Below are 22,676 nucleotides of genomic sequence, written 5' to 3' on the forward strand. Positions count from 1 at the left end.
TTGGCGGTGTTCAAAGTTTATCGCCCCGCCAGGAGGGATACTGTCTGCCACTGAAAGGTGAACGACAGGATGGTCATCACGCTTTTCCCCTACGAACGATACGTGAAAGAAAGGAATAGAAAATGGATGAGCAGTTAAAACAGAGCGCCCTCGACTTCCACGAATTTCCGGTTCCCGGAAAAATCCAGGTCTCGCCGACCAAACCTCTCGCCACCCAGCGCGATTTGGCGCTGGCCTACTCGCCGGGCGTCGCGGCCCCCTGTCTGGAAATCGAAAAAGATCCGCTGGCCGCCTACAAATACACTGCCCGCGGCAACCTGGTGGCGGTCGTCTCCAACGGCACCGCGGTGCTGGGGCTGGGGAATATCGGCGCGCTGGCCGGCAAGCCGGTGATGGAGGGCAAAGGCGTCCTGTTTAAGAAATTCGCCGGCATCGATGTGTTTGATATCGAAGTCGATGAGCTGGATCCGGACAAATTCATTAACGTCGTCGCCGCCCTTGAGCCGACCTTCGGCGGTATCAACCTGGAAGATATTAAAGCGCCGGAGTGTTTCTACATCGAGCAGCAGCTGCGCGAGCGGATGAATATTCCGGTTTTCCATGACGATCAGCATGGCACGGCGATCATCAGCACCGCGGCGATCCTCAACGGTCTGCGCGTCGTCGAGAAGAATCTGTCCGACGTGCGGATGGTGGTCTCCGGCGCGGGCGCGGCGGCGATCGCCTGCATGAACCTGCTGGTGGCGCTGGGGATGCAAAAGCACAACATCGTGGTCTGCGATTCGAAAGGCGTCATCTATAAAGACCGTGAACCGAACATGGCGGAAACCAAAGCCGCCTACGCAGTGGAAGACGACGGCAAACGTACGCTTGATGATGTGATCGATGGCGCCGACATTTTCCTCGGCTGCTCTGGCCCGAAAGTGCTGACTCCGGAGATGGTGAAGAAGATGGCGCGCGCGCCGCTGATCCTTGCCCTGGCCAACCCGGAGCCGGAAATTCTGCCGCCGCTGGCGAAGCAGGTCCGCGATGACGCCATCATCTGTACCGGTCGCTCCGACTACCCTAACCAGGTCAACAATGTGCTCTGCTTCCCGTTCATCTTCCGCGGCGCGCTGGACGTCGGCGCGACGGCGATCAACGAAGAGATGAAGCTGGCGGCGGTGCACGCCATTGCCGAGCTGGCCCATGCCGAGCAGAGCGAAGTGGTGGCCTCCGCCTATGGCGATCAGGATTTAAGCTTTGGCCCGGACTACATCATTCCGAAACCGTTCGACCCGCGGCTGATCGTCAAAATCGCCCCTGCGGTAGCGAAGGCGGCGATGGACTCCGGCGTGGCAACGCGCCCGATCGCCGATTTTGACGCCTATATCGAGAAGCTGAGCGAGTTCGTCTATAAAACCAACCTGTTTATGAAGCCTATCTTCTCTCAGGCGCGCAAAGAGCCGAAGCGCGTGGTGCTGGCGGAAGGGGAGGAGACCCGGGTGCTGCACGCCACTCAGGAGCTGGTGTCGCTGGGGCTGGCCAAACCGATTCTGGTGGGGCGCCCTAGCGTGATTGAAATGCGCATCCAGAAGCTGGGTCTGCAGATCAAGGCCGGCGTTGACTTTGAGATCGTCAATAATGAATCCGACCCGCGGTTTAAAGAGTACTGGAGCGAGTACTACCAGCTGATGAAGCGCCGCGGCATTACCCAGGAGCAGGCGCAGCGGGCGGTGATTAGCAACACCACGGTGATTGGCGCCATCATGGTTCATCGCGGTGAAGCGGATGCGATGATCTGCGGGACTATCGGCGAGTACCACGACCACTACCGCGTGGTGCAGCCGCTGTTTGGCTATCGCGACGGCGTCAGCACCGCCGGGGCGATGAATGCGCTGCTGCTGCCGAGCGGCAACACCTTTATCGCCGACACCTATGTCAATCACGATCCCTCCCCGGAAGAGCTGGCGGAGATCACCCTGATGGCGGCGGAAAGCGTGCGTCGCTTCGGTATTGAGCCGCGGGTGGCATTGCTGTCGCACTCCAACTTTGGTTCCGCCGACTGCCCGTCAGCCAGCAAGATGCGCAAAACCCTTGAACTGGTGAAGGCGAGCGCCCCGGAGCTGATGATCGATGGCGAAATGCATGGCGACGCCGCGCTGGTGGAAAGCATCCGCAACGATCGCATGCCGGACAGCCCGCTGAAGGGATCGGCCAATATTCTGGTGATGCCGAATATGGAAGCCGCCCGGATCAGCTATAACCTGCTGCGTGTCTCCAGTTCGGAAGGGGTGACCGTCGGGCCAGTGCTAATGGGGGTGGCGAAGCCGGTGCATATTCTGACGCCGATCGCCTCCGTACGCCGCATTGTGAATATGGTGGCGCTGGCGGTTGTCGAAGCGCAAACCGAACCGCTGTAATCTCGTTTTTTTCCCATTAACGCGCGGAGAGTTTTCCGCGCACAATATCAGGCAGGCCGGCGAGTAAAAACGCTGAGCCTGCCTTTTTAATTCCGCCGCATTATTATTTTCTCTCCTGAGTGATCCACTTCACCTTTTAACCCCACTTGCCGAAATTTGTTATTTGCCGCGCTGAAATACCGTCACCATGAGGACAGATTTCAGGGGGGCAATCAGTCATGGATAAAGAACGCATTATTCAGGAATTCGTACCAGGCAAACAGGTCACACTGGCGCATCTGATTGCCCACCCGGGAGCGGAGCTGGCGAAAAAGATCGGCGTACCCGAATCCGGCGCGATCGGCATTATGACGCTGACACCGGGGGAAACAGCGATGATCGCCGGCGATCTGGCGATGAAGGCCGCCGATGTGCACATCGGTTTTCTCGACCGGTTTAGCGGCGCGCTGGTGATCTACGGTTCGGTCGGCGCGGTGGAGGAGGCGCTCCTGCAGACCATCGGCGGGTTAGGCCGCTTATTAAATTATACCTTGTGCGAATTAACGAAAAGTTAATTGAGAGCGACCATGAAGCGTATTGCCATTGTCGGCGCCGTCGGTGCAGGAAAAACCACATTATTTAATGCCCTGCAGGGAAATTATTCCCTCGCCAGAAAAACGCAGGCGCTGGAATTTAACGATCGTGGCGACATCGATACACCCGGGGAATATTTCAGCCATCCTCGCTGGTATCACGCCTTAATTACCACCCTGCAGGATGTGGACACCCTGATTTATGTCCATGCGGCCAATGATATCGAAAGTCGCCTGCCTCCCGGGTTACTGGATATTGGCAGCCGAAAGCACCTTATCGTGGCGATCAGCAAAACGGATCTGCCGGATGCCAACGTCGCCGCGGTGCGGCAGCTGCTGGACGGGATGGGGTTTCAGGCGCCGGTTTTCGCCCTCAACGGTTGCGATCCGCAAAGCGTCGCGTCGCTGGAAAATTATTTGAGTGAGCTCAGCCAAAAGGAGGAAGGGCCAGGTGAAGAAACTCATTACCGCTAACGATATTCGTGCCGCCCACGCGCGCGGCGAACAGGCGATGTCAGTTGTTCGGCGCGCCAGCATTATCACCCCGGAAGCGCGCGAAGTCGCCGAGCTGCTGGGATTCACTATCACCGAGGATGATGGCGCCGCGCCGGCGGCGACAGCGGCGGACAGCGACAAAACGGAAAGCCAGCGGATCCGCGAAACCATCCTGGCGCAGTTGCCGGAAGGCCAGTTTACCGAAAGCCTGGTGGCGCAGCTGATGGAAAAGGTGATGAAGGAGAAGCAGTCCCTGGAGCAGGAGGCGATGCAGCCAGGATTTGACTCCGTGACCGGCAAAGGCGGCATCAAAGTGATCGACGGCAGCAGCGTGAAGTTTGGCCGCTTCGACGGCGCCCAGCCGCACTGCGTCGGCTTAACGGACCTGGTGACCGACCAGGATGGCAGCAGCATGGCCGCCGGATTTATGCAGTGGGAGAACGCCTTCTTCCCGTGGACGCTGAACTACGACGAAATCGATATGGTGCTGGAGGGCGAGCTGCATGTGCGCCATCAGGGGGAAACGCTGATTGCCAAAGCAGGGGACGTCATGTTTATCCCGAAAGGCGCCAGCATCGAATTCGGTACCCCGTCGACGGTGCGCTTCCTGTACGTCGCCTGGCCGGCAAACTGGCAATCGCTATGAACGATTTCATTACCGAAGCGTGGCTCAGAGCGAATCATACGCTCAGCGAAGGCGGTGAAATCCATCTTCCTGCCAACGCTCGCCTGACGCCCTCGGCGCGGGAGCTGCTGGAAAGTCGGCATCTGCGGGTCAAATTTCTCGACCGCCAGGGGCGCCTGTTTGTCGAGGATGACGAACAGACGCCGCAGCCGGTGCATGTCCTGACCAGCCGCGACCATTCGCCCCAGGCCTGCTGCGAGCTCTGTCACCAGCCGGTGGATAAAAAGCCGGACACCCTGACCCACCTGACGGCCGATACCCTGGTGGCGAAAAACGATCCGCGGCTGGCCTTCCGTGCGGTGCTGGACAGCACCATCGCTCTGACGGTGTGGCTGCAAATTGAACTGGCGGAGTCCTGGCAGCCGTGGCTGATGGATATCCGTTCGCGGCTGGGCAACATCATGCGCGCCGACGCGCTGGAGGAGCCGCTGGCGGCGCAGTCGATAGCCGGATTCAGCGAGGGACAGTTACACCGTCTGTCCCATCAGCCGCTGCGCTTCCTGGGCCACGATCACCTGGTGCCGGAGGCCCGCCATGGGCGCGAGGTCGCGCTGCTTAATCTGCTGCGCGGCAAAGTCCGCGAGGCGGAGGTGACCGCGGCGCAGGTGTTTATCACGCCGCAATTTGCGGTCCGGCGCGCCGATATTATGCAAGCGCTCAACCGTCTCTCCAGCGCGGTCTACGTGATGATGATCCTGGGCGTGACGGATTCGCCGCCAACCCTCAGCCAGCTGCAGCAGCAGCTGGGAGGTGAAGATGATTATTGACCAATGCCGCAAACTGGCGCTGCGCGCCCCCGCCCGAGTGGTGTTCCCGGATGCGCTGGACGTCCGTGTGCTGAAGGCGGCGCATTATCTGCAGCAGCAGGGCCTGGCGCGTCCGATCCTCGTCGCCAGTCCCTTCGCGCTGCGGCAGTTCGCCCTTGGCGAACGTCTGCCGCTGACCGGAGTGCAGATCATTGATCCGCACAGCAACCTGGCGATGCGCGAGGCGTTTGCCGCCGCCTGGCAGGCGCGCGCCGGCGATAAAGCGCCCGCTGACGCCGTCGACAAGCTGGCCGACCCGCTGATGTTCGCCGCGGCGATGGTCAGCGGCGGTGAGGCCGAGGTGTGTATCGCCGGGAATCTCTCGTCAACCGCCAGCGTGCTGCGCGCCGGTCTGCGCCTTATCGGCCTGCAGCCGGGGGGTAAAACGCTCTCTTCGCTGTTTCTGATGCTGCCGCAGTATGCCGGCCAGCCGCTGGGGTTTGCCGACTGCAGCGTGGTGCCGCAGCCGACGGCGGCGCAGCTGGCGGATATCGCGATTGCCAGCGCCGAGACCTGGCAAGCGATCGCTGGCGAAGCGCCGCGGGTGGCAATGCTGTCCTTCTCCACGCACGGCAGCGCCCGGCATCCCTGTGTGGCTAACGTCCAGCAGGCCACGGAGATCGTGCGTCAGCGGGCGCCGCAGCTGATGGTCGATGGCGAACTGCAGTTTGACGCCGCCTTTGTACCCGACGTCGCTGCGCACAAAGCGCCCGGCAGCCCGCTGCGGGGGCGGGCCAATGTGCTGGTCTTCCCATCGCTGGAGGCGGGCAACATCGGCTACAAAATCGCCCAGCGATTGGGTGGATATCGCGCCATCGGGCCGCTGATCCAGGGCCTCGCCGCCCCGCTTCACGACCTCTCGCGAGGCTGTAGCGTAGAGGAAATTATCGAACTGGCGCTGGTGGCGTCGGTAACGCGCCAGACGGACGCAAGCCGGATCCCCGACTCGTCCACGCTGGTTGAATGAATGGTCCCCTTCAGGACCCCTTATGAGAGGAAAACACAATGGAAGCATTAGGAATGATTGAAACCCGGGGCCTGGTTGCACTGATTGAGGCCTCCGACGCCATGGTCAAAGCGGCCCGCGTCAAGCTGGTAGGCGTGAAACAGATCGGTGGCGGCCTGGTGACCGCCATGGTGCGCGGCGATGTCGCGGCGTGCAAAGCCGCCACGGATGCCGGGGCGGCGGCGGCTCAGCGTATCGGTGAGCTGGTCTCTGTACATGTCATCCCGCGCCCGCATGGCGATCTGGAAGAGGTCTTCCCGATCAGCTTCAAGGGCGATAGCAACATCTAACGGGAGAGGGGGTGCCGGACAGTCCGGGTCGGACAGGACGCTAGCGCGTCGCTATCTGGCAATGACAAGGCATGAATGCCGGATGGCGCTGCGCTTATCCGGCCTGCACATCACACGCGGAGACGGACATGAAGCTGGCTGTTGTTACCGGATATGTGGTCTGCACCGTACGCCATGAAGGGCTGGCCCACGACAAACTGCTGATGGTGGAGATGCTCAATGCCCGCGGCGAACCCGACGGGCAATGCGCGGTCGCCATCGACAACATCGGCGCGGGATGCGGGGAGTGGGTGCTGCTGGTCAGCGGCAGCTCGGCGCGACAGGCGCACGCCCATGGCGCCTCTCCGGTCGATCTGTGCGTGATTGGCATCGTGGATGAGGCTGCGGCCGATGGTCAGGTGCTCTTCCATAAGTAGGGTGAAAAATCATGAATCAACAGGACATTGAACAGGTAGTGAAAGCGGTACTGCTGAAAATGAAAGACAGCAGTCAGCCTGCTGACGCCGTTCATGATAGGGGCGTTTTTGCCTCACTGGATGACGCTGTCGCGGCGGCAACGGCGGCCCAGCAGGGATTAAAGCGGGTGGCGATGCGTCAGCAGGTGATTCAGGCCATTCGTGAGGCGGGTGAAAAGCATGCCCGTGAACTGGCGGAGCTTGCGGTGACGGAGACCGGCATGGGACGCGTTGAAGATAAGTTTGCCAAAAACGTGGCGCAGGCACGGGGTACGCCAGGCGTGGAGTGTCTGACTCCGCAGGTGCTGACCGGCGATAACGGCCTGACGCTGATTGAAAACGCGCCCTGGGGCGTGGTGGCCTCGGTCACGCCCTCGACCAATCCGGCGGCGACGGTGATTAACAACGCCATCAGTCTGATTGCCGCCGGCAACAGCGTAGTCTTTGCCCCCCATCCGGCGGCGAAACAGGTCTCGCAGCGGGCGATCACCTTGCTTAACCAGGCGGTAGTGGCCGCCGGCGGCCCGGCCAACCTGCTGGTGACCGTGGCGAACCCGGATATCGACACCGCCCAGCGGCTGTTTAAGTACCCTGGTATCGGCCTGCTGGTGGTGACCGGCGGCGAAGCAGTGGTCGAGGCGGCGCGCAAACATACCAACAAACGTCTGATTGCCGCCGGGGCCGGCAACCCGCCGGTGGTGGTGGATGAGACCGCCGATCTGCCGCGCGCCGCGCAAGCGATCGTCAAAGGCGCCTCGTTTGATAACAACATCATCTGCGCCGACGAGAAGGTGCTGATCGTGGTCGATAGCGTCGCCGACGAACTGATGCGCCTGATGGAAGGCCAGCAGGCGGTGAAACTCACGGCGGCGCAGGCCGAACAGCTCCAGCCGCTGCTGCTGAAAAATATCGACGAGCGCGGCAAAGGCACGGTCAGCCGCGACTGGGTCGGCCGCGATGCGGGCAAAATCGCCGCGGCGATTGGCCTGCAGGTGCCGGCGCAAACCCGCCTGCTGTTCGTGGAAACCCCTGCCAGCCATCCGTTTGCGGTGACTGAACTGATGATGCCGGTGCTGCCGGTGGTGCGGGTGGCGAACGTCGAGGAGGCCATCGCCCTGGCGGTGCAACTGGAAGGCGGCTGCCACCATACGGCGGCGATGCACTCGCGCAACATCGACAACATGAACCAGATGGCGAATGCCATCGACACCAGCATCTTCGTCAAAAACGGGCCGTGCATCGCCGGGCTTGGGCTGGGCGGCGAGGGCTGGACCACCATGACCATCACCACCCCAACCGGGGAGGGGGTGACCAGCGCGCGGACCTTCGTTCGTCTGCGCCGCTGCGTGCTGGTGGATGCGTTTCGAATCGTATAAGGGATGAACATGGCGCACGACGAACAACGCTGGCTTTCGCCGAGACTGCAAAAAGCCGCTGCTCTGTGTAACCAGGCACCCGCCGCCAGCGAGTCGCCGCTGTGGCTGGGTATCGATTTAGGTACCTGCGACGTGGTGTCGATGGTGGTCGACCGTGATGGCCAGCCGGTTGCGGTATGTCTTGACTGGGCCGATGTGGTGCGCGACGGCATCGTCTGGGACTTCTTCGGCGCCGTCACCCTCGTGCGCCGTCATCTCGCGACCCTCGAACAGCAGCTGGGCTGCCGCTTTACGCATGCGGCGACCTCGTTTCCGCCCGGCACCGATCCGCGCATTTCGATCAACGTCCTGGAGTCCGCCGGGCTGGAGATCAGTCATGTGCTGGATGAGCCCACCGCGGTGGCGGATCTGCTGCAGCTCGATAATGCCGGGGTGGTGGACATCGGCGGCGGCACCACCGGGATCGCCATCGTTAAACAGGGCAGGGTGACGTATTCGGCGGATGAAGCCACCGGCGGACACCATATCTCCCTGACTCTGGCCGGGAATCGCGGCATCGGGCTGGAAGAGGCTGAGCAGTACAAGCGCCGCCATGCCGGAGAGATCTGGCCGGTAGTGAAACCGGTGTACGAGAAGATGGCTGAGATTGTCGCCCGACATATTACCGGACAAGGGATTGGTGATTTGTGGCTGGCAGGCGGCGCCTGCATGCAGCCGGGCGTCAGGGCGCTTTTTTGCCAATGTTTCCCGACGCTGAAGGTGCATTTACCCCGGCACAGCCTGTTTATGACCCCGCTGGCAATCGCCAACAGCGGGAGGGAAAAAGCGGAGGGGATCTATGCAAGCTGAACTGCAGACGGCGCTGTTCCACGCCTTCGATACGCTGAATCTTCAGCAAGTGAAAAGCTTCAACGTTCCGCCGGTGACGCTGCACGGCGTCGGCGCGCTGGCGGCCTGCGGCCCGCAAGCGCAGGCCCGGGGCCTGAAGCATCTGTTTGTCATGGTTGACCGTTTTCTCCATCAGGCGGGAATGACCGCCGGGCTGGAGCGTAGCCTGGCGATGAAAGGAGTCGCTATGACCCTCTGGCCCTGTCCCGCCGGCGAACCCTGCGTCACCGATGTCTGCGCTGCGGTCGCCCAGCTGCGGGACGCGCGCTGCGACGGCGTGGTGGCCTTCGGCGGCGGCTCGGTGCTGGATGCGGCGAAAGCGGTGGCGCTGCTGGTCGCCAACCCTGAGCAGACGCTGGGGGAGATGACGGAGCACAGCGAATTACAGCCACGTCTGCCGCTGATTGCGGTGCCGACCACCGCCGGCACCGGGTCAGAAACTACCAACGTGACGGTGATTATTGATGCGGTGAGTGGACGCAAACAGGTGCTGGCGCATGCCTCGCTGATGCCGGATGTGGCGATCCTCGACGCCGCCCTAACTGAGGGCGTTCCCCCGTCTGTCACGGCGATGACCGGGATTGATGCGCTGACCCACGCCGTCGAGGCCTACAGCGCCCGTCACGCCACGCCGTTTACCGACAGTCTGGCGATGGGGGCGATAGCCATGATCGGCGAAGCGCTGCCGAAAGCGGTGGGCTGCGGCCAGGATCTGGCGGCGCGGGAGAGCATGCTGCTGGCCTCCTGCATGGCGGGGATGGCGTTTTCCAGCGCCGGGCTGGGGCTATGCCATGCCATGGCGCATCAGCCGGGGGCGGCGCTGCATATTCCGCACGGTCTGGCCAACGCCATGCTGCTGCCAACGGTGATGGGCTTCAACCGTATGGTGTGCCGGGGGCGCTTCAGCCAGATCGGCCGGGCGCTGACCGGCAGGAAAACCGATGACCTTGAGGCAATCGCCGCCGTGCGCGAACTGATTGCGGAAGTCGGTCTGACGATGCGGCTGTCGGATGCCGGCGCGACGCCCGCGCACTACGCCACCTGGGCACAGGCGGCGCAGGACGACATCTGTCTGCGCACCAATCCACGCACCGCCACCCGGGAGCAGATTATCGAGCTGTACGCGGTGGCGCAATAAATGCGGATTTTCCCGGAGGCGTGTGGCTGTGGCTTTCCCGGCTCGCGCTGCGCTTAGCCGGGCTACAGGATCACAGCCGTCTGCTATGCCGTAGCCCGGGTAAGGCGTTCACGCCTCGACCCGGGAAAGTTCCCCGAGTGCGGCTAATGTCCCGGTATTCACAGTATCTACCAATCATAAATGACAGGGAGTAAGGGCTATGGGAATTAACGAAATCATCATGTACATCATGATGTTCTTTATGCTGATTGCCGCCGTGGACAGGATCCTGTCGCAGTTCGGCGGCTCGGCGCGCTTTCTCGGCAAACTGGGGAAAAGCATTGAGGGATCCGGCGGTCAGTTTGAAGAAGGGTTTATGGCGATGGGCGCGCTGGGCCTGGCGATGGTCGGGATGACCGCCCTGGCGCCGGTGCTGGCCCATCTGCTCGGTCCGGTGATTATCCCGCTGTATGAGATGCTTGGCGCCAACCCGTCGATGTTTGCCGGCACGCTGCTGGCGTGCGATATGGGCGGTTTCTTCCTCGCCAAAGAGCTGGCGGGCGGCGACGTGGCGGCCTGGATGTACTCGGGCCTGATCCTCGGCTCCATGATGGGGCCGACCATTGTGTTCTCCATTCCGGTGGCGCTCGGCATTATCGAACCTGCCGATCGCCGCTGGCTGGCGCTCGGCGTGCTGGCGGGCATTGTCACTATTCCCATCGGCTGTATCGCCGGCGGTCTGGTGGCGATGTATTCCGGGGTGGAGATCAACGGCCAGCCGGTAGCGTTTACCTTCGCGCTGATCCTGATGAATATGATCCCGGTGATCATCGTCGCCGTGCTGGTGGCGCTGGGGCTGAAGTTCATTCCGGAAAAAATGATCAACGGCTTCCAGATCTTCGCCAAATTCCTCGTGGCGCTGATCACCATCGGCCTGGCGGCGGCGGTGATCAAGTTCCTGCTCGGCTGGGAGCTGATCCCAGGACTCGACCCGATCTTTATGGCGCCTGGTGACCAGCCCGGCGAGGTGATGCGCGCCATCGAAGTCATTGGCTCTATTTCCTGCGTGCTGCTCGGCGCTTACCCGATGGTGCTCCTGCTGACCCGCTGGTTTGAAAAGCCGCTGATGCGTGTCGGTAATCTCCTCAAAATCAACAATATGGCTGCCGGCGGCATGGTCGCTACCCTCGCGAACAATATCCCGATGTTCGGCATGATGAAGCAGATGGATACCCGTGGAAAAGTGATCAACTGCGCCTTCTCAGTGTCAGCGGCGTTCGCCCTCGGCGACCATCTCGGTTTTGCGGCGGCCAACATGAACGCCATGATCTTCCCGATGATCGTCGGCAAGCTGGTCGGCGGCGTTACCGCGATTGGCGTGGCGATGCTGCTGGTGCCAAAAGATGAAAACGTACCGGCGCCTGCCAACACCGAAGCGGAGGCGCACTCGTGAACACGCGCCAGCTGTTGAGCGTCGGTATTGATATCGGCACCACCACCACGCAGGTGATCTTCTCGTGCCTCGAGCTGGTGAACCGCGCGGCGGTCTCCCAGGTGCCGCGCTACGAATTCATCAAACGCGACATTAGCTGGCAAAGCCCGGTCTTTTTTACGCCGGTTGATAAGCAGGGAGAACTGAAAGAGGCCGAGCTTGAGGCGCTGATTCTGGCTCAGTACCGGGCCGCCGGGATTGCCCCGCAAGCGGTGGACTCCGGGGCGATCATCATCACTGGTGAAAGCGCGAAAACCCGCAATGCCCGCCCGGCGGTGATGGCGCTCTCGCAGTCGCTGGGCGATTTTGTCGTCGCCAGCGCCGGGCCGCACCTGGAGTCGGTCATTGCCGGACACGGCGCCGGGGCGCAGACCTTGTCCCGGCAGCGGATGTGCCGGGTGCTTAATATCGATATTGGCGGCGGTACCTCGAACTATGCCCTGTTTGACGCCGGTAACCTCAGCGCCACCGCCTGCCTCAACGTCGGCGGCCGCCTGCTGGAAACCGACGCTCAGGGGCGCGTGGTCCACGCGCACTCGCCAGGACAGCGGATTGTCGATGCGGTATTCGGCCCGGGAACCGATGCTTTATCGTTGACTGCGGGTCAGCTGGCGCAGGTGGCGCGCCGGATGGCGGGGCTGATCGTTGAGGTGATCGACGGCAGGCTCTCACCGCTGGCGCAGGGGCTGATGCAAACCGAAGTACTGCCTGCGGGTGTTCAGCCGGAGGTGATTACTCTTTCCGGCGGAGTGGGGGAGTGCTACCGCCATCAACCCGCCGATCCTTTCTGTTTTTCCGATATCGGGCCGCTGCTGGCCACGGCCCTGCACGAGCATCCGCGCCTGCGTGAAATGAACGTGCAGTTTCCGACGCAAACCGTGCGCGCCACGGTGATTGGCGCCGGGGCGCATACGCTGTCCCTGTCCGGGAGCACCATCTGGCTGGAGAGGGTTCAACTGCCGCTGCGCAATCTGCCGGTGGCTATCCCGCAGGAGGCCGCCGATCTGCCGAACGCCTGGCGGCAGGCGCTGACGCAGCTCGATCTGGCCCCCGAGGCGGACGCTTACGTGCTGGCGCTTCCCGCTTCACTTCCGGTGCGCTACGCCACCTTACTGACCGTAATTGACGCCCTGCTGGCGTTTGTCGCCCGCTTTCCCAATCCGCGTCCGCTGCTGCTGGTGGCCGAGCAGGATTTTGGCAAAGCGCTGGGCATGCTGCTGCGGCCGCAGCTTCCACACCTTCCGCTGGCGGTCATCGATGAGGTGAGCGTCCGGGCGGGGGACTATATCGACATTGGTACGCCTCTTTTTGGCGGATCGGTTGTGCCGGTGACGGTGAAATCACTCGCATTTCCTTCCTGAGGGAACGACTTATGAAACTAAAGACCACATTGTTCGGCAATGTTTATCAGTTTAAGGATGTTAAAGAGGTGCTGGCGAAAGCCAACGAACTGCGTTCGGGGGATGTGCTGGCGGGCGTGGCAGCGGAGAGTTCGCAGCAGCGCGTGGCCGCCAAGCAGGTGCTTTCCGATATGACGGTGGCCGATATCCGCAATAACCCGGTGATCCCCTATGAGGAGGATTGCGTGACGCGCCTGATCCAGGATGACGTGAACGAAACCGCCTATCAGCGGATCAAACACTGGACCATCAGCGACCTGCGCGAATACGTGCTCAACGACGAGGTCACCAGCGACGATATCGCCTTTGTCCGCAAAGGGCTGACCTCCGAGGTGGTGGCGGCGGTGGCCAAGATCTGCTCCAACGCCGATCTGATCTATGGCGGCAAAAAAATGCCGGTGATCAAAAAAGCCAATACCACCATCGGTCTGCCGGGGACCTTTAGCTGCCGCCTGCAGCCGAACGATACCCGCGACGACGTGCAGAGTATTGCCGCGCAAATCTACGAAGGGCTCTCCTTCGGCGCGGGCGACGCGGTGATTGGCGTCAACCCGGTCACTGACGACGTGGAGAACCTGAGTCGCGTGCTGGATACGGTGTACGGGGTGATCGACAAGTTTTCCATCCCGACCCAGGGCTGCGTGCTGGCGCACGTCACCACCCAGATCGAAGCTATCCGCCGCGGCGCGCCGGGGGGGCTTATCTTCCAGAGCATCTGCGGCAGCGAAAAAGGGCTAAAAGAGTTCGGCGTCGAACTGGCGATGCTCGATGAAGCGCGGGCGGTGGGAGCGGAGTTTAACCGCATCGCCGGGGAGAACTGTCTTTACTTTGAAACCGGGCAGGGCTCGGCGCTCTCCGCGGGCGCTAACTTCGGCGCCGACCAGGTGACGATGGAAGCGCGTAACTATGGCCTGGCGCGGCACTACGATCCGTTCCTCGTCAACACCGTGGTGGGCTTTATCGGGCCGGAGTACCTCTATAACGACCGACAAATTATTCGCGCCGGGCTGGAAGACCACTTTATGGGCAAGCTGAGCGGCATCTCGATGGGCTGCGACTGCTGCTACACCAACCATGCCGATGCCGATCAGAACCTCAACGAAAACCTGATGATCCTGCTGGCGACCGCTGGCTGCAACTACATCATGGGCATGCCGCTCGGCGACGACATCATGCTCAACTACCAGACTACCGCCTTCCACGATACCGCGACCGTGCGCCAGCTGCTGGGTCTGCGTCCGTCACCGGAGTTCGAAGGCTGGCTGGAACGGATGGGCATTATGGCAAATGGTCGTCTGACCAAACGGGCGGGCGATCCGTCACTGTTCTTCTGATGACGCGGGGATGACACATCATGGATCAAAAACAGATTGAAGACATTGTACGCAGCGTAATGGCGTCAATGGGACAGCCACAGACACAGCCAGAGGCCCCCGTAGCGACGACGCCGGCCTGCCACGCTGCCGCGTGCGCCACCGACGCAACAGTGGAAAGCTGCGCGCTGGATCTGGGCTCTGCGGAAGCGAAAGCCTGGATTGGCGTACAACATCCGCACCGCGCCGAAGTGCTGACCGAACTGAAACGCAGCACCGCAGCGCGCGTTTGCACCGGTCGCGCCGGTCCGCGTCCGCGCACCCTCGCGTTGCTGCGCTTCCTGGCGGATCACTCGCGCTCGAAAGATACGGTGCTCAAAGAGGTGCCGGAGGCGTGGGTGAAAGCGCAGGGGCTGCTGGAAGTGCGTTCGGAAATCAGCGACAAAAATCGCTACCTGACGCGCCCCGATCTGGGACGCCGTCTCAGTCCGGAGGCCATCGATGCGCTGAAGGCGCAGTGCGTGATGGATCCGGATGTGCAGGTGGTGGTGTCCGATGGCCTGTCGACGGATGCCATCACCGCCAACTACGAAGAGATCCTGCCGCCGCTGCTTGCCGGCCTGAAACAGGCGGGTCTGAAGGTCGGGACGCCGTTCTTCGTGCGCTATGGCCGCGTCAAGATTGAAGATCAGATCGGCGAGATCCTCGGCGCGAAGGTGGTGATCCTGCTGGTTGGCGAGCGCCCGGGACTTGGCCAGTCAGAGAGCCTCTCCTGCTACGCGGTGTACTCCCCGCGGGTGGCGACCACCGTCGAGGCCGACCGGACCTGTATCTCCAATATCCACCAGGGCGGCACCCCGCCGGTAGAAGCCGCCGCGGTGATCGTGGATTTAGCCAAACGCATGCTGGAGCAGAAAGCTTCCGGCATCAACATGAGCCGTTAAGGAGGCATCATGCCCGCATTAGATTTGATTCGACCCTCGGTCACTGCCATGCGCGTCATTGCCTCGGTGAATGACGGTTTTGCCCGGGAGCTTAAATTACCGCCACATATACGTAGCCTAGGACTCATCACGGCAGATTCTGATGACGTGACGTATATTGCCGCCGATGAAGCGACAAAGCAGGCGATGGTGGAGGTGGTCTATGGCCGCTCCCTGTATGCCGGAGCAGCTCACGGCCCGTCGCCCACCGCCGGTGAAGTGCTGATTATGCTCGGCGGCCCGAACCCGGCGGAAGTTCGCGCCGGGCTGGATGCCATGATGGCGCATATTGAAAGCGGGGCGGCGTTCCAGTGGGCTAACGACGCGCAAGATACCGCGTTTCTGGCGCACGTGGTGTCGCGTACCGGCTCTTATCTTTCATCCACCGCTGGCATCGCGTTGGGCGATCCGATCGCTTATCTGGTGGCGCCGCCGCTGGAGGCGACGTACGGCATCGATGCGGCGATGAAGTCTGCCGACGTTCAGCTGGTGACCTACGTCCCGCCGCCGTCGGAAACCAACTATTCGGCCGCCTTTTTGACGGGAAGTCAGGCCGCCTGTAAAGCCGCCTGCAACGCCTTTACCGATGCCGTTCTCGATATTGCCCGTCATCCTGTTCAGCGTGCGTAACGGAGGGAGCGATGATCAATGCGCTGGGATTGCTGGAAGTGGAGGGCATGGTCGCCGCTGTAGACGCCGCGGATGCCATGCTCAAGGCGGCCAATGTGCGCCTGCTCAGTCATGAAGTGCTCGACCCCGGCAGATTGACGCTGGTGGTGGAGGGGGATCTGGCGGCCTGCCGCGCTGCGCTGGACGCCGGGGCCGCCGCCGCCCGGCGGACCGGCTGCGTGATCAGCCGTCGGGAAATCGGCCGTCCGGAAGAGGATACCCAGTGGCTGATCGGCGGCTTTCAGCCACCGCCGCCAGCGCCCCTGCCGCCTGCTGACCCGGCGTCATCGGAAGCGTTACTGACGCTGCTGGCATCAGTTCGTCAGGGCATGACGGCCGGCGAGGTCGCCGCGCATTTTGCCTGGCCGCTGGATAAGGCCCGCCAGGCGCTGGATCAGCTCTTTTCCGCAGGGACGCTACGCAAACGCAGTAGCCGCTATCGTCTCAAAAATCCATAACCTGTCGGAGGTGCCGGGAGCGGCTTGCCCCCGGCTTTAACGATTATGAAAAAGCGTCGTTCTGCAAATTTGCACCATCTCTGTTGCGAGGCGTTGCCGGAAGACACCAGGCTGACGCCCCAGGTTGAAATTGACAATATTCATCAACGACACACAACCGATGTATATGAGCACGCCCTGACCATTACCGCCTGGCAACAGATTTACGATCAGCTGCATCCGGGGCAGTTTCGCGGCGAGTTTACCGAAATTCTGCTCGATGAGATCCAGGTCTTTCGCGAATTTACCGGGCTGGCGCTGCGCCAGTCCTGCGTGGTCTGGCCGAACGCCTTTTGGTTTGGTATTCCGGCGGCGCGGGGAGAGCAGGGGTTTATTGGTTCGCAGTGCCTGGGCCGGGCAGAAATCGCCACCCGTCCCGGCGGTACGGAGTTCGAGCTCAGCACGCCGGATGATTACACCATCCTCGGAGTAGTCATTTCCCAGGAGGTGATTTCTCGCCATGCCAGTTTCCTGCACCACCCGGAGCGAGTGCTGCATATGCTACGCAACCAGTCAGCGCTGGCAGTTCGGGAGCCGCATAAGGCCGCGCTGTGGGGGTTTGTGCAGCAGGCGCTGGCCACCTTCAGCGAGCATCCGGATACCCTTCATCAGCCTGCGGTGCGCAAGGTGCTGCGGGATAATCTGTTGCTGGCGATGGGGACGATGCTGGAAGAGGCGCAGCCGATGGTGAGCGCGGAGAGTATCAGCCACCAGAGCTACCGCCGCCTGCTGGCGCAGGCCCGCGAATATGTGCTGGAAAACAGCGCGGAGCCGCTAACCGTTCTCGACCTGTGCCAGCAGCTGTACGTCAGCCGTCGCACCCTGCAAAACGCCTTCCATGCGATTCTGGGGATTGGCCCCAACGCCTGGCTCAAACGGATCCGTCTGAACGCCGTACGCCGGGAGCTGATAAGTCCCTGGTCAGAGCGGGAGACGGTCAAGGAGGCGGCCATGCAGTGGGGATTCTGGCATCTGGGGCAGTTCGCCACCGACTATCAGCAGCTGTTTGCTGAGAAACCGTCGATGACGCTGCACCATCGCCTGCGCCAGTGGGTGTGAGCGAAGCGACGCCGCTGCCGGGTGGCCAGCCGCCATCCGGCCGTTACAGCCAGTCGCGCACCTGAATAAACTCGCTCAGCGCCGCCTCGGGACTGCCGGGCTCGGGCTGATAATCATATTCCCAGCGCACCAGCGGCGGCATCGACATCAGAATCGACTCCGTACGCCCGCCGGTCTGCAGGCCGAACAGGGTGCCGCGGTCCCAGACCAGATTGAACTCGACGTAGCGGCCGCGGCGATAGAGCTGAAAGTGGCGCTCGCGCTCGCCGTACGGCGTGGCTTTTCGGCGTTCGACGATGGGTAAATAGGCGTCAGCATAGCCGTTCCCGACCGCTTGCATAAAGGCGAAGCAGTGGTCAAAATCCGGGGTATTCAGGTCGTCAAAGAACAGACCGCCGATACCGCGCTGCTCCTGGCGGTGCTTGAGATAGAAGTAATCATCGCACCATTTTTTATAGCGCGGATAGACGGCTTCGCCGAACGGCAGACACAGATCGCGGGCGGTACGATGCCAGTGGACGGCATCCTCTTCAAAGCCGTAGTAAGGGGTTAAATCGAAGCCGCCGCCGAACCACCACACCGGGTCGGCGCCAGGCTTTTCGGCAATAAAGAACCGCACGTTGGCATGGCTGGTGGGCACATAGGGGTTAAGCGGATGAACCACCAGCGAGACGCCCATGGCTTCAAAGCTGCGTCCGGCCAGCTCCGGGCGATGGGCCGTTGCCGAGGCGGGCATCGCATCGCCATGGACGTGAGAAAAGTTAACCCCGGCCTGTTCGAACACGTTGCCGTCGCGCAACACCCGGCTGCGCCCGCCGCCACCGCCTTCCCGCTGCCAGGCGTCTTCAATAAACGGTGCGCCATCGACAGCGCTCAGCTGCTGGCAAAGGTTGTCCTGGAGCTGGAGCAGAAAAGTTTTAACCTGCGCGGCATCGGGTTTCATTAACGTCTCTTCGAATGGGCTTTCTGGTTATCGAACCAGTGGAAATAGCTGATAATGCCGTTGGCAATCGCGGTGGCGATTTTCTGCCGGAAAGCGGTGGTGCCGAGCAGTTTCTCCTCGTTCGGGTTGGTGATAAACGAGGTTTCCACCAGCACGGACGGAATGGACGGCGACTTCAGCACCACGAACGCCGCCTGCTCGGTATTGCGGCTGTGCAGCTTATGCACCGGTTTGATCTTTTTCAGGATATGCGAGCCCAGCGTCAGGCTGTTTTTAATGGTGTCGGTCTGCACCAGATCGAACAGCACCTGCTGCAGCAGATGATCTTTATCGGTCGCTTTCTTACCGGCAACTTCATCGGCGCGGTTTTCGCGGTCGGAGAGGTATTTTGCCATGGCGCTACTGGCGCCGCGGTTTGACAGCGCAAACACCGAGGCGCCGGCGGCGCTCGGGTTGGTGAAGCCGTCGGCATGGATCGACATAAACAGATCGGCGCCGTGCTGATGGGCAATCTCCACGCGGTCGTACAGCGGGATAAAGGTATCGCCGGTGCGGGTCAGGCGGGCGTCGATGCCGTTGCTGCGCAAAATGCTGCGCACGTTCTTAGCGATCGCCAGCACTACATGCTTCTCTTTCGAACCGTTATGGCCGATAGCCCCGGTGTCGATACCGCCGTGGCCCGGGTCGAGCATCACAACGCGGCGGGCGCCGGCCTTTTTAGCGGCGGGTTTGCTGTGTCCATTTGATGTTTTCAGTGGCTGCTCTTTTGCGCTGACCTGTGCGGCGACGCCACTCAGCGTCATCGCAGCCAGCCCGGCTTTCAGCACCTGACGGCGCGAAGCAAGTATTTTTAAGGGTTTAAAAGTGCTCATTCGGCCTGAATTGTAAACAAGTGATGTCCAATGTTATATCGTATCGCGTTTGCCGTTACGACCATTCAAAATAAGAATTGTTTTACTTTTCATTTCAATACATGACAAAGTCATATTATGCCATTTTTTGTCGCTGATTTCGCCTGATATTGGCTATCAGTTATATTCGCGCCATAATCACTGTTTTTAACCGTCAATGGTGGGGAATACCATGGAGATTCGCGTTTTTCGCCAGCAGGATTTCGAAGAGGTTGTGACGCTGTGGGAGCGCTGCGATCTGCTGCGCCCGTGGAACGATCCGGAGATGGATATTGAGCGCAAGCTGAATCATGACGTCAGCCTGTTTCTGGTGGCGGAAGTGAATGGCGAAGTGGTCGGCACGGTGATGGGCGGATATGACGGTCATCGCGGATCGGCCTATTATCTCGGCGTCCATCCGGAATATCGTGGCCGGGGTATCGCGAACGCGCTGCTCAACCGGCTCGAGAAAAAGCTGATTGCCCGCGGCTGCCCGAAAATCAACATTATGGTTCGTGAAGACAACGACGTGGTGCAGGGAATGTATGAGCGGCTGGGCTATGAATACGCCGATGTCCTGACCCTGGGCAAGCGTCTGATCGAAGATGAAGAATACTGAGTTTATCCCCGCCGATTTTGATGCCCATGGCCGTCTGCGCCTGCCTTTGCTCTTCTGGTGCGTGCTGTTGTTGCAGGCCCGCACGTGGGTGCTGTTTTTGATGGCCGGCGCATCGCGCCAGCAGGGCGACGCGATTCTTAATCTGTTCTATCCCGATCACGACCGCTTCTGGCTCGGTTTACTCCCCGGCGTGCCGGCGGTGCTGGCCTTTCTGCTTAGCGGCTACCGTCAGCGCCTGCCGCGCGCGTGGCGGGCGATGCGCTGGCTGCTGGTGCTATCGCAATTGCTGCTGTTGCTGTGGCAGCCGATGCTATGGCTGAGCGGCGAATCTCCCTCCTCGCTGACCATCGGGCTGCTGGTGGCGGATGGTTATGCCCTGTGGTGGCTGTTAACCAGCCGTCGCCTGGGCGCCTGTTTTCGCCAGACCACCTTTTAAGGGCACTTTTTGCCGATCGTGAACTCCAACATGCGTTGAATGACTCAGAAAGGATTGTGATATGAAATCGCTACGTTTAATGCTCTGTGCGCTTCCGCTGGCGCTGACCGGCTGCTCCACGATGAGCGCAGTCAACTGGTCGGCGGCCTATCCGTGGAACTGGTTTGGCGCTTCTACCGAGGTGACCGAGCAGGGGGTGGGTAAACTGACGGCTTCCACGCCGCTCAATGAACAGGCTATTAGCGATGCGCTGGGGAGCGACTACCGTTTACGCAGCGGGATGAAGACCGATAAGGGCAATATCGTCCACTATTTTGAAGCGCTGAAAGACAACAGCGTGGCGCTGACCATCAATGGCGACAACGGTACCATCAGCCGGATTGACGTGCGTGATGCCGAAATCAAAACCGCCAGCGGCGTGAAAATCGGCACACCGTTTAGCGACCTGTACAGCAAAGCTTTCGGCAACTGCCAGAAAGGCAGCAATGACAATGGCGCGGTCGTCGAGTGTCAGGCCGAGGGGAGCCAGCATATCAGCTATGCCTTTACCGGCCACTGGAGCGGCCCGGACGAGCTGATGCCCTCCGACGATACGCTGAAAAACTGGAAGGTCAGCAAAATTATCTGGCGTCGCTAAATTGATCTGAAGAGACACGACGGCCCTGAAAAACGGTTACAATGGCGCGTTAGCAACGCGATAGCGTTGTGGTCGCATCATTTCAGGAGGAGCGATGTCTCAGGTTCAGAGCGGCATTTTGCCGGAACATTGCCGCGCGGCGATTTGGATTGAAGCCAATGTCAAAGGGGACGTTAACGCCCTGCGCGAAGCGAGCAAAAATTTTGTCGATAACGTGGCCACCTTCCAGGCTAAATTCCCCGACGCCAAACTCGGGGCGGTGGTGGCGTTCGGCAATAACGTCTGGCGTCAGCTGAGCGGCGGCGAAGGGGCGGAAGAGTTAAAAGATTTCCCGGTCTATGGCAAAGGGCTGGCGCCGTCCACCCAGTATGACCTGCTGATTCATATTTTATCCGCCCGTCATGAAGTTAACTTCTCGGTGGCGCAGGCCGCGATGGCCGCCTTTGGCGACGCTATCGACGTGAAAGAAGAGATCCACGGTTTCCGTTGGGTGGAAGAGCGTGATCTCAGCGGCTTCGTCGACGGCACCGAAAACCCGGCGGGGGAAGAAACCCGCCGCGAAGTGGCAGTCATTAAAGACGGTGTGGACGCGGGCGGCAGCTACGTGTTCGTCCAGCGCTGGGAGCATAATCTCAAACAGCTGAACCGCATGAGCGTACCGGATCAGGAGATGATGATCGGCCGTACCAAAGAAGCCAACGAAGAGATCGATGGCGACGAGCGTCCGGTCACGTCGCACCTGAGCCGCGTGGACTTAAAAGAAGATGGCAAAGGGCTGAAAATCGTCCGTCAGAGCCTGCCGTACGGCACCGCCAGCGGCACCCATGGTCTCTATTTCTGCGCCTACTGCGCGCGCCTGTATAACATCGAGCAGCAGCTGCTGAGCATGTTCGGCGATACCGACGGCAAACGCGACGCGATGCTGCGCTTCACTAAACCGGTGACTGGCGGCTATTACTTCGCGCCATCCCTGGAGCGTATTCAGGCGCTGTAATTTTTTCCCCTCACCCTAACCCTCTCCCCAGGGGGGAGAGGGGACGGTACGGTACGGTTATGGATTCTGCGTGCGGACTCTTTTTCTCCCTCTCCCTCAGGGAGAGGGGCGGGGTGAGGGCATCGGCGACTCAAGCGCTTCAAGTATTCTCTGCATCACCGCATCTTCATACTCTTCAAACTCATTATTCCAGAAGCGTAAAACCCGCCATCCCTGGCTCTGTAGCCAGCGGGTGCGGCGAACATCGTAGGCACGCCTCCATCGTGTTGGCCGCCGTCCAGTTCAATCGCCAGCCGTGTTGCGCAGCAGGCAAAATCGAGAATATAGGGACCCACGGGATGCTGGCGGCGAAACTTATAGCAAGCAAAATGGCGGTTGCGCAGTCAGTACCCTGGTCGACGTTCTGCGGGCGTTAAGCTACGTCTGAGCTGACGAGCAAATATCTGTGTGTTTTTCATATAAACACAGTGCACGCCTGGCTGCCGTTTGTCACAATGACACGTCTAATCTGCGAGCCGCTTTCAGCAAAGCTTTGCCAGTTGCTTATTCTCTTTTCGACTTCCAAATCGCCAAACGGTATATAAAACCGTTACTCCTTTCGTACCCGTTATAAATATGATGATCATCAGAAAATGTTCAACGTTGATAAGGG

The 22,676-nt window shown here is 60.8% G+C and carries 24 protein-coding genes and 1 pseudogene; 22 read left to right on the forward strand and 3 right to left on the reverse strand.

Annotation, left to right across the window (positions count from 1 at the left end; translation table 11 throughout):
• The first annotated feature begins 122 nt into the window (after positions 1–122).
• The 18 genes from maeB to eutR all read left to right on the forward strand — a co-directional run bounded on the left by maeB (position 123) and on the right by eutR (position 17,505).
• A complete protein-coding gene (gene maeB, locus N438_RS24270; protein ID WP_008803844.1) occupies positions 123–2,402 on the forward strand; it encodes an NADP-dependent oxaloacetate-decarboxylating malate dehydrogenase in 2,280 nt (759 codons plus the stop codon).
• A gap of 218 nt (positions 2,403–2,620) precedes the next feature.
• Positions 2,621–2,956 carry an ethanolamine utilization microcompartment protein EutS gene (eutS, locus tag N438_RS24275; protein WP_002913729.1) on the forward strand — a complete coding sequence of 112 codons (336 nt, stop codon included), beginning with the start codon at positions 2,621–2,623 and terminating at the stop codon, positions 2,954–2,956.
• Between the two features lie 12 nt (positions 2,957–2,968).
• Positions 2,969–3,448 carry an ethanolamine utilization acetate kinase EutP gene (eutP, locus tag N438_RS24280; protein WP_023298056.1) on the forward strand — a complete coding sequence of 160 codons (480 nt, stop codon included), beginning with the start codon at positions 2,969–2,971 and terminating at the stop codon, positions 3,446–3,448.
• Entirely contained in the window at positions 3,426–4,115 is a 690-nt protein-coding gene (gene eutQ, locus N438_RS24285; protein WP_012540921.1) for an ethanolamine utilization acetate kinase EutQ, read from the forward strand. The genes eutP and eutQ overlap by 23 nt, the downstream gene beginning before the upstream one ends.
• Positions 4,112–4,921, forward strand: coding sequence for an ethanolamine utilization cob(I)yrinic acid a,c-diamide adenosyltransferase EutT (eutT, locus tag N438_RS24290; RefSeq protein WP_116696562.1), 810 nt, complete (start codon positions 4,112–4,114; stop codon positions 4,919–4,921). Before eutQ ends, eutT begins: the two co-directional genes overlap by 4 nt.
• Entirely contained in the window at positions 4,911–5,927 is a 1,017-nt protein-coding gene (gene pta, locus N438_RS24295) for a phosphate acetyltransferase (protein ID WP_116696563.1), read from the forward strand. Before eutT ends, pta begins: the two co-directional genes overlap by 11 nt.
• Positions 5,928–5,965: 38 nt before the next feature.
• The gene (eutM, locus tag N438_RS24300) at positions 5,966–6,256 is read left to right on the forward strand and encodes an ethanolamine utilization microcompartment protein EutM (protein ID WP_000387720.1); all 291 of its coding nucleotides are present in this window, start codon (positions 5,966–5,968) and stop codon (positions 6,254–6,256) included.
• Between the two features lie 128 nt (positions 6,257–6,384).
• A complete protein-coding gene (gene eutN / locus N438_RS24305; RefSeq protein ID WP_012967466.1) occupies positions 6,385–6,672 on the forward strand; it encodes an ethanolamine utilization microcompartment protein EutN in 288 nt (95 codons plus the stop codon).
• A gap of 11 nt (positions 6,673–6,683) precedes the next feature.
• Positions 6,684–8,087 (forward strand): aldehyde dehydrogenase family protein, encoded by a 1,404-nt coding sequence (locus N438_RS24310; RefSeq protein WP_016161620.1) that lies wholly within the window; start codon positions 6,684–6,686, stop codon positions 8,085–8,087.
• Positions 8,088–8,096: 9 nt separating this feature from the next.
• The gene (gene eutJ / locus N438_RS24315; RefSeq protein WP_012967467.1) at positions 8,097–8,936 is read left to right on the forward strand and encodes an ethanolamine utilization protein EutJ; all 840 of its coding nucleotides are present in this window, start codon (positions 8,097–8,099) and stop codon (positions 8,934–8,936) included.
• Positions 8,926–10,113, forward strand: a complete 1,188-nt coding sequence (gene eutG / locus N438_RS24320) for an ethanolamine utilization ethanol dehydrogenase EutG (RefSeq protein WP_023298053.1) — start codon at positions 8,926–8,928, stop codon at positions 10,111–10,113. Before eutJ ends, eutG begins: the two co-directional genes overlap by 11 nt.
• Before the next feature lie 199 nt (positions 10,114–10,312).
• On the forward strand, positions 10,313–11,545 hold the full coding sequence (gene eutH, locus N438_RS24325; RefSeq protein ID WP_008803853.1) for an ethanolamine utilization protein EutH: 1,233 nt from the start codon (positions 10,313–10,315) through the stop codon (positions 11,543–11,545).
• Positions 11,542–12,945 carry an ethanolamine ammonia-lyase reactivating factor EutA gene (gene eutA / locus N438_RS24330; protein ID WP_023298051.1) on the forward strand — a complete coding sequence of 468 codons (1,404 nt, stop codon included), beginning with the start codon at positions 11,542–11,544 and terminating at the stop codon, positions 12,943–12,945. The genes eutH and eutA overlap by 4 nt, the downstream gene beginning before the upstream one ends.
• Positions 12,946–12,956: 11 nt before the next feature.
• Positions 12,957–14,318 carry an ethanolamine ammonia-lyase subunit alpha gene (eutB, locus tag N438_RS24335; protein ID WP_012967470.1) on the forward strand — a complete coding sequence of 454 codons (1,362 nt, stop codon included), beginning with the start codon at positions 12,957–12,959 and terminating at the stop codon, positions 14,316–14,318.
• A gap of 20 nt (positions 14,319–14,338) precedes the next feature.
• The gene (gene eutC / locus N438_RS24340; protein ID WP_012967471.1) at positions 14,339–15,241 is read left to right on the forward strand and encodes an ethanolamine ammonia-lyase subunit EutC; all 903 of its coding nucleotides are present in this window, start codon (positions 14,339–14,341) and stop codon (positions 15,239–15,241) included.
• A 9-nt stretch (positions 15,242–15,250) separates the two neighbouring features.
• The gene (eutL, locus tag N438_RS24345; RefSeq protein ID WP_008803857.1) at positions 15,251–15,910 is read left to right on the forward strand and encodes an ethanolamine utilization microcompartment protein EutL; all 660 of its coding nucleotides are present in this window, start codon (positions 15,251–15,253) and stop codon (positions 15,908–15,910) included.
• A gap of 11 nt (positions 15,911–15,921) precedes the next feature.
• On the forward strand, positions 15,922–16,407 hold the full coding sequence (gene eutK / locus N438_RS24350; protein ID WP_023298050.1) for an ethanolamine utilization microcompartment protein EutK: 486 nt from the start codon (positions 15,922–15,924) through the stop codon (positions 16,405–16,407).
• Between the two features lie 45 nt (positions 16,408–16,452).
• Positions 16,453–17,505: an HTH-type transcriptional regulator EutR gene (eutR, locus tag N438_RS24355; protein ID WP_116696564.1), complete on the forward strand. Its 1,053-nt coding sequence runs from the start codon at positions 16,453–16,455 to the stop codon at positions 17,503–17,505.
• 43 nt (positions 17,506–17,548) lie between these two features.
• Here eutR and hemF read toward each other — a convergent pair whose 3' ends face one another.
• Together hemF and amiA are read right to left on the reverse strand one after the other, a co-directional pair.
• Positions 17,549–18,448: an oxygen-dependent coproporphyrinogen oxidase gene (gene hemF, locus N438_RS24360; protein WP_023298048.1), complete on the reverse strand. Its 900-nt coding sequence runs from the start codon at positions 18,446–18,448 to the stop codon at positions 17,549–17,551.
• Positions 18,448–19,320 (reverse strand): N-acetylmuramoyl-L-alanine amidase AmiA, encoded by an 873-nt coding sequence (amiA, locus tag N438_RS24365; protein WP_008803861.1) that lies wholly within the window; start codon positions 19,318–19,320, stop codon positions 18,448–18,450. Before amiA ends, hemF begins: the two co-directional genes overlap by 1 nt.
• 211 nt (positions 19,321–19,531) lie before the next feature.
• On the opposite strand from amiA, the gene N438_RS24370 reads away from it, so the two are divergent.
• The 4 genes from N438_RS24370 to N438_RS24385 all read left to right on the forward strand — a co-directional run bounded on the left by N438_RS24370 (position 19,532) and on the right by N438_RS24385 (position 22,024).
• Positions 19,532–19,957: a GNAT family acetyltransferase gene (locus N438_RS24370; protein ID WP_002913637.1), complete on the forward strand. Its 426-nt coding sequence runs from the start codon at positions 19,532–19,534 to the stop codon at positions 19,955–19,957.
• Positions 19,944–20,393 (forward strand): DUF2919 domain-containing protein, encoded by a 450-nt coding sequence (locus tag N438_RS24375; protein WP_008803862.1) that lies wholly within the window; start codon positions 19,944–19,946, stop codon positions 20,391–20,393. Before N438_RS24370 ends, N438_RS24375 begins: the two co-directional genes overlap by 14 nt.
• A gap of 61 nt (positions 20,394–20,454) precedes the next feature.
• Complete coding sequence (locus tag N438_RS24380; RefSeq protein WP_008803863.1) at positions 20,455–21,030, forward strand: RpoE-regulated lipoprotein; 576 nt, start codon at positions 20,455–20,457, stop codon at positions 21,028–21,030.
• A gap of 94 nt (positions 21,031–21,124) precedes the next feature.
• The gene (locus N438_RS24385) at positions 21,125–22,024 is read left to right on the forward strand and encodes a Dyp-type peroxidase (protein WP_008803864.1); all 900 of its coding nucleotides are present in this window, start codon (positions 21,125–21,127) and stop codon (positions 22,022–22,024) included.
• A gap of 96 nt (positions 22,025–22,120) precedes the next feature.
• On the opposite strand, the pseudogene N438_RS24390 reads toward N438_RS24385, so the two are convergent.
• Positions 22,121–22,482: pseudogene (locus N438_RS24390) on the reverse strand (DUF559 domain-containing protein).
• Positions 22,483–22,676: the final 194 nt, after the last annotated feature.

Origin of the sequence: Klebsiella sp. GL120222-02, from assembly GCF_003097195.1 — a bacterium.
Classification (GTDB): domain Bacteria; phylum Pseudomonadota; class Gammaproteobacteria; order Enterobacterales; family Enterobacteriaceae; genus Klebsiella; species Klebsiella variicola.

Coding starts and splice junctions, on each gene's coding strand:
- maeB (WP_008803844.1), top strand. CDS start 123: ATGGATGAGCAGTTAAAACAGAGCGCCCTCGACTTCCACGAATTTCCG.
- eutS (WP_002913729.1), top strand. CDS start 2,621: ATGGATAAAGAACGCATTATTCAGGAATTCGTACCAGGCAAACAGGTC.
- eutP (WP_023298056.1), top strand. CDS start 2,969: ATGAAGCGTATTGCCATTGTCGGCGCCGTCGGTGCAGGAAAAACCACA.
- eutT (WP_116696562.1), top strand. CDS start 4,112: ATGAACGATTTCATTACCGAAGCGTGGCTCAGAGCGAATCATACGCTC.
- pta (WP_116696563.1), top strand. CDS start 4,911: ATGATTATTGACCAATGCCGCAAACTGGCGCTGCGCGCCCCCGCCCGA.
- eutM (WP_000387720.1), top strand. CDS start 5,966: ATGGAAGCATTAGGAATGATTGAAACCCGGGGCCTGGTTGCACTGATT.
- eutN (WP_012967466.1), top strand. CDS start 6,385: ATGAAGCTGGCTGTTGTTACCGGATATGTGGTCTGCACCGTACGCCAT.
- N438_RS24310 (WP_016161620.1), top strand. CDS start 6,684: ATGAATCAACAGGACATTGAACAGGTAGTGAAAGCGGTACTGCTGAAA.
- eutJ (WP_012967467.1), top strand. CDS start 8,097: ATGGCGCACGACGAACAACGCTGGCTTTCGCCGAGACTGCAAAAAGCC.
- eutG (WP_023298053.1), top strand. CDS start 8,926: ATGCAAGCTGAACTGCAGACGGCGCTGTTCCACGCCTTCGATACGCTG.
- eutH (WP_008803853.1), top strand. CDS start 10,313: ATGGGAATTAACGAAATCATCATGTACATCATGATGTTCTTTATGCTG.
- eutB (WP_012967470.1), top strand. CDS start 12,957: ATGAAACTAAAGACCACATTGTTCGGCAATGTTTATCAGTTTAAGGAT.
- eutC (WP_012967471.1), top strand. CDS start 14,339: ATGGATCAAAAACAGATTGAAGACATTGTACGCAGCGTAATGGCGTCA.
- eutL (WP_008803857.1), top strand. CDS start 15,251: ATGCCCGCATTAGATTTGATTCGACCCTCGGTCACTGCCATGCGCGTC.
- eutK (WP_023298050.1), top strand. CDS start 15,922: ATGATCAATGCGCTGGGATTGCTGGAAGTGGAGGGCATGGTCGCCGCT.
- eutR (WP_116696564.1), top strand. CDS start 16,453: ATGAAAAAGCGTCGTTCTGCAAATTTGCACCATCTCTGTTGCGAGGCG.
- hemF (WP_023298048.1), bottom strand. CDS start 18,448: ATGAAACCCGATGCCGCGCAGGTTAAAACTTTTCTGCTCCAGCTCCAG.
- amiA (WP_008803861.1), bottom strand. CDS start 19,320: ATGAGCACTTTTAAACCCTTAAAAATACTTGCTTCGCGCCGTCAGGTG.
- N438_RS24370 (WP_002913637.1), top strand. CDS start 19,532: ATGGAGATTCGCGTTTTTCGCCAGCAGGATTTCGAAGAGGTTGTGACG.
- N438_RS24375 (WP_008803862.1), top strand. CDS start 19,944: ATGAAGAATACTGAGTTTATCCCCGCCGATTTTGATGCCCATGGCCGT.
- N438_RS24380 (WP_008803863.1), top strand. CDS start 20,455: ATGAAATCGCTACGTTTAATGCTCTGTGCGCTTCCGCTGGCGCTGACC.
- N438_RS24385 (WP_008803864.1), top strand. CDS start 21,125: ATGTCTCAGGTTCAGAGCGGCATTTTGCCGGAACATTGCCGCGCGGCG.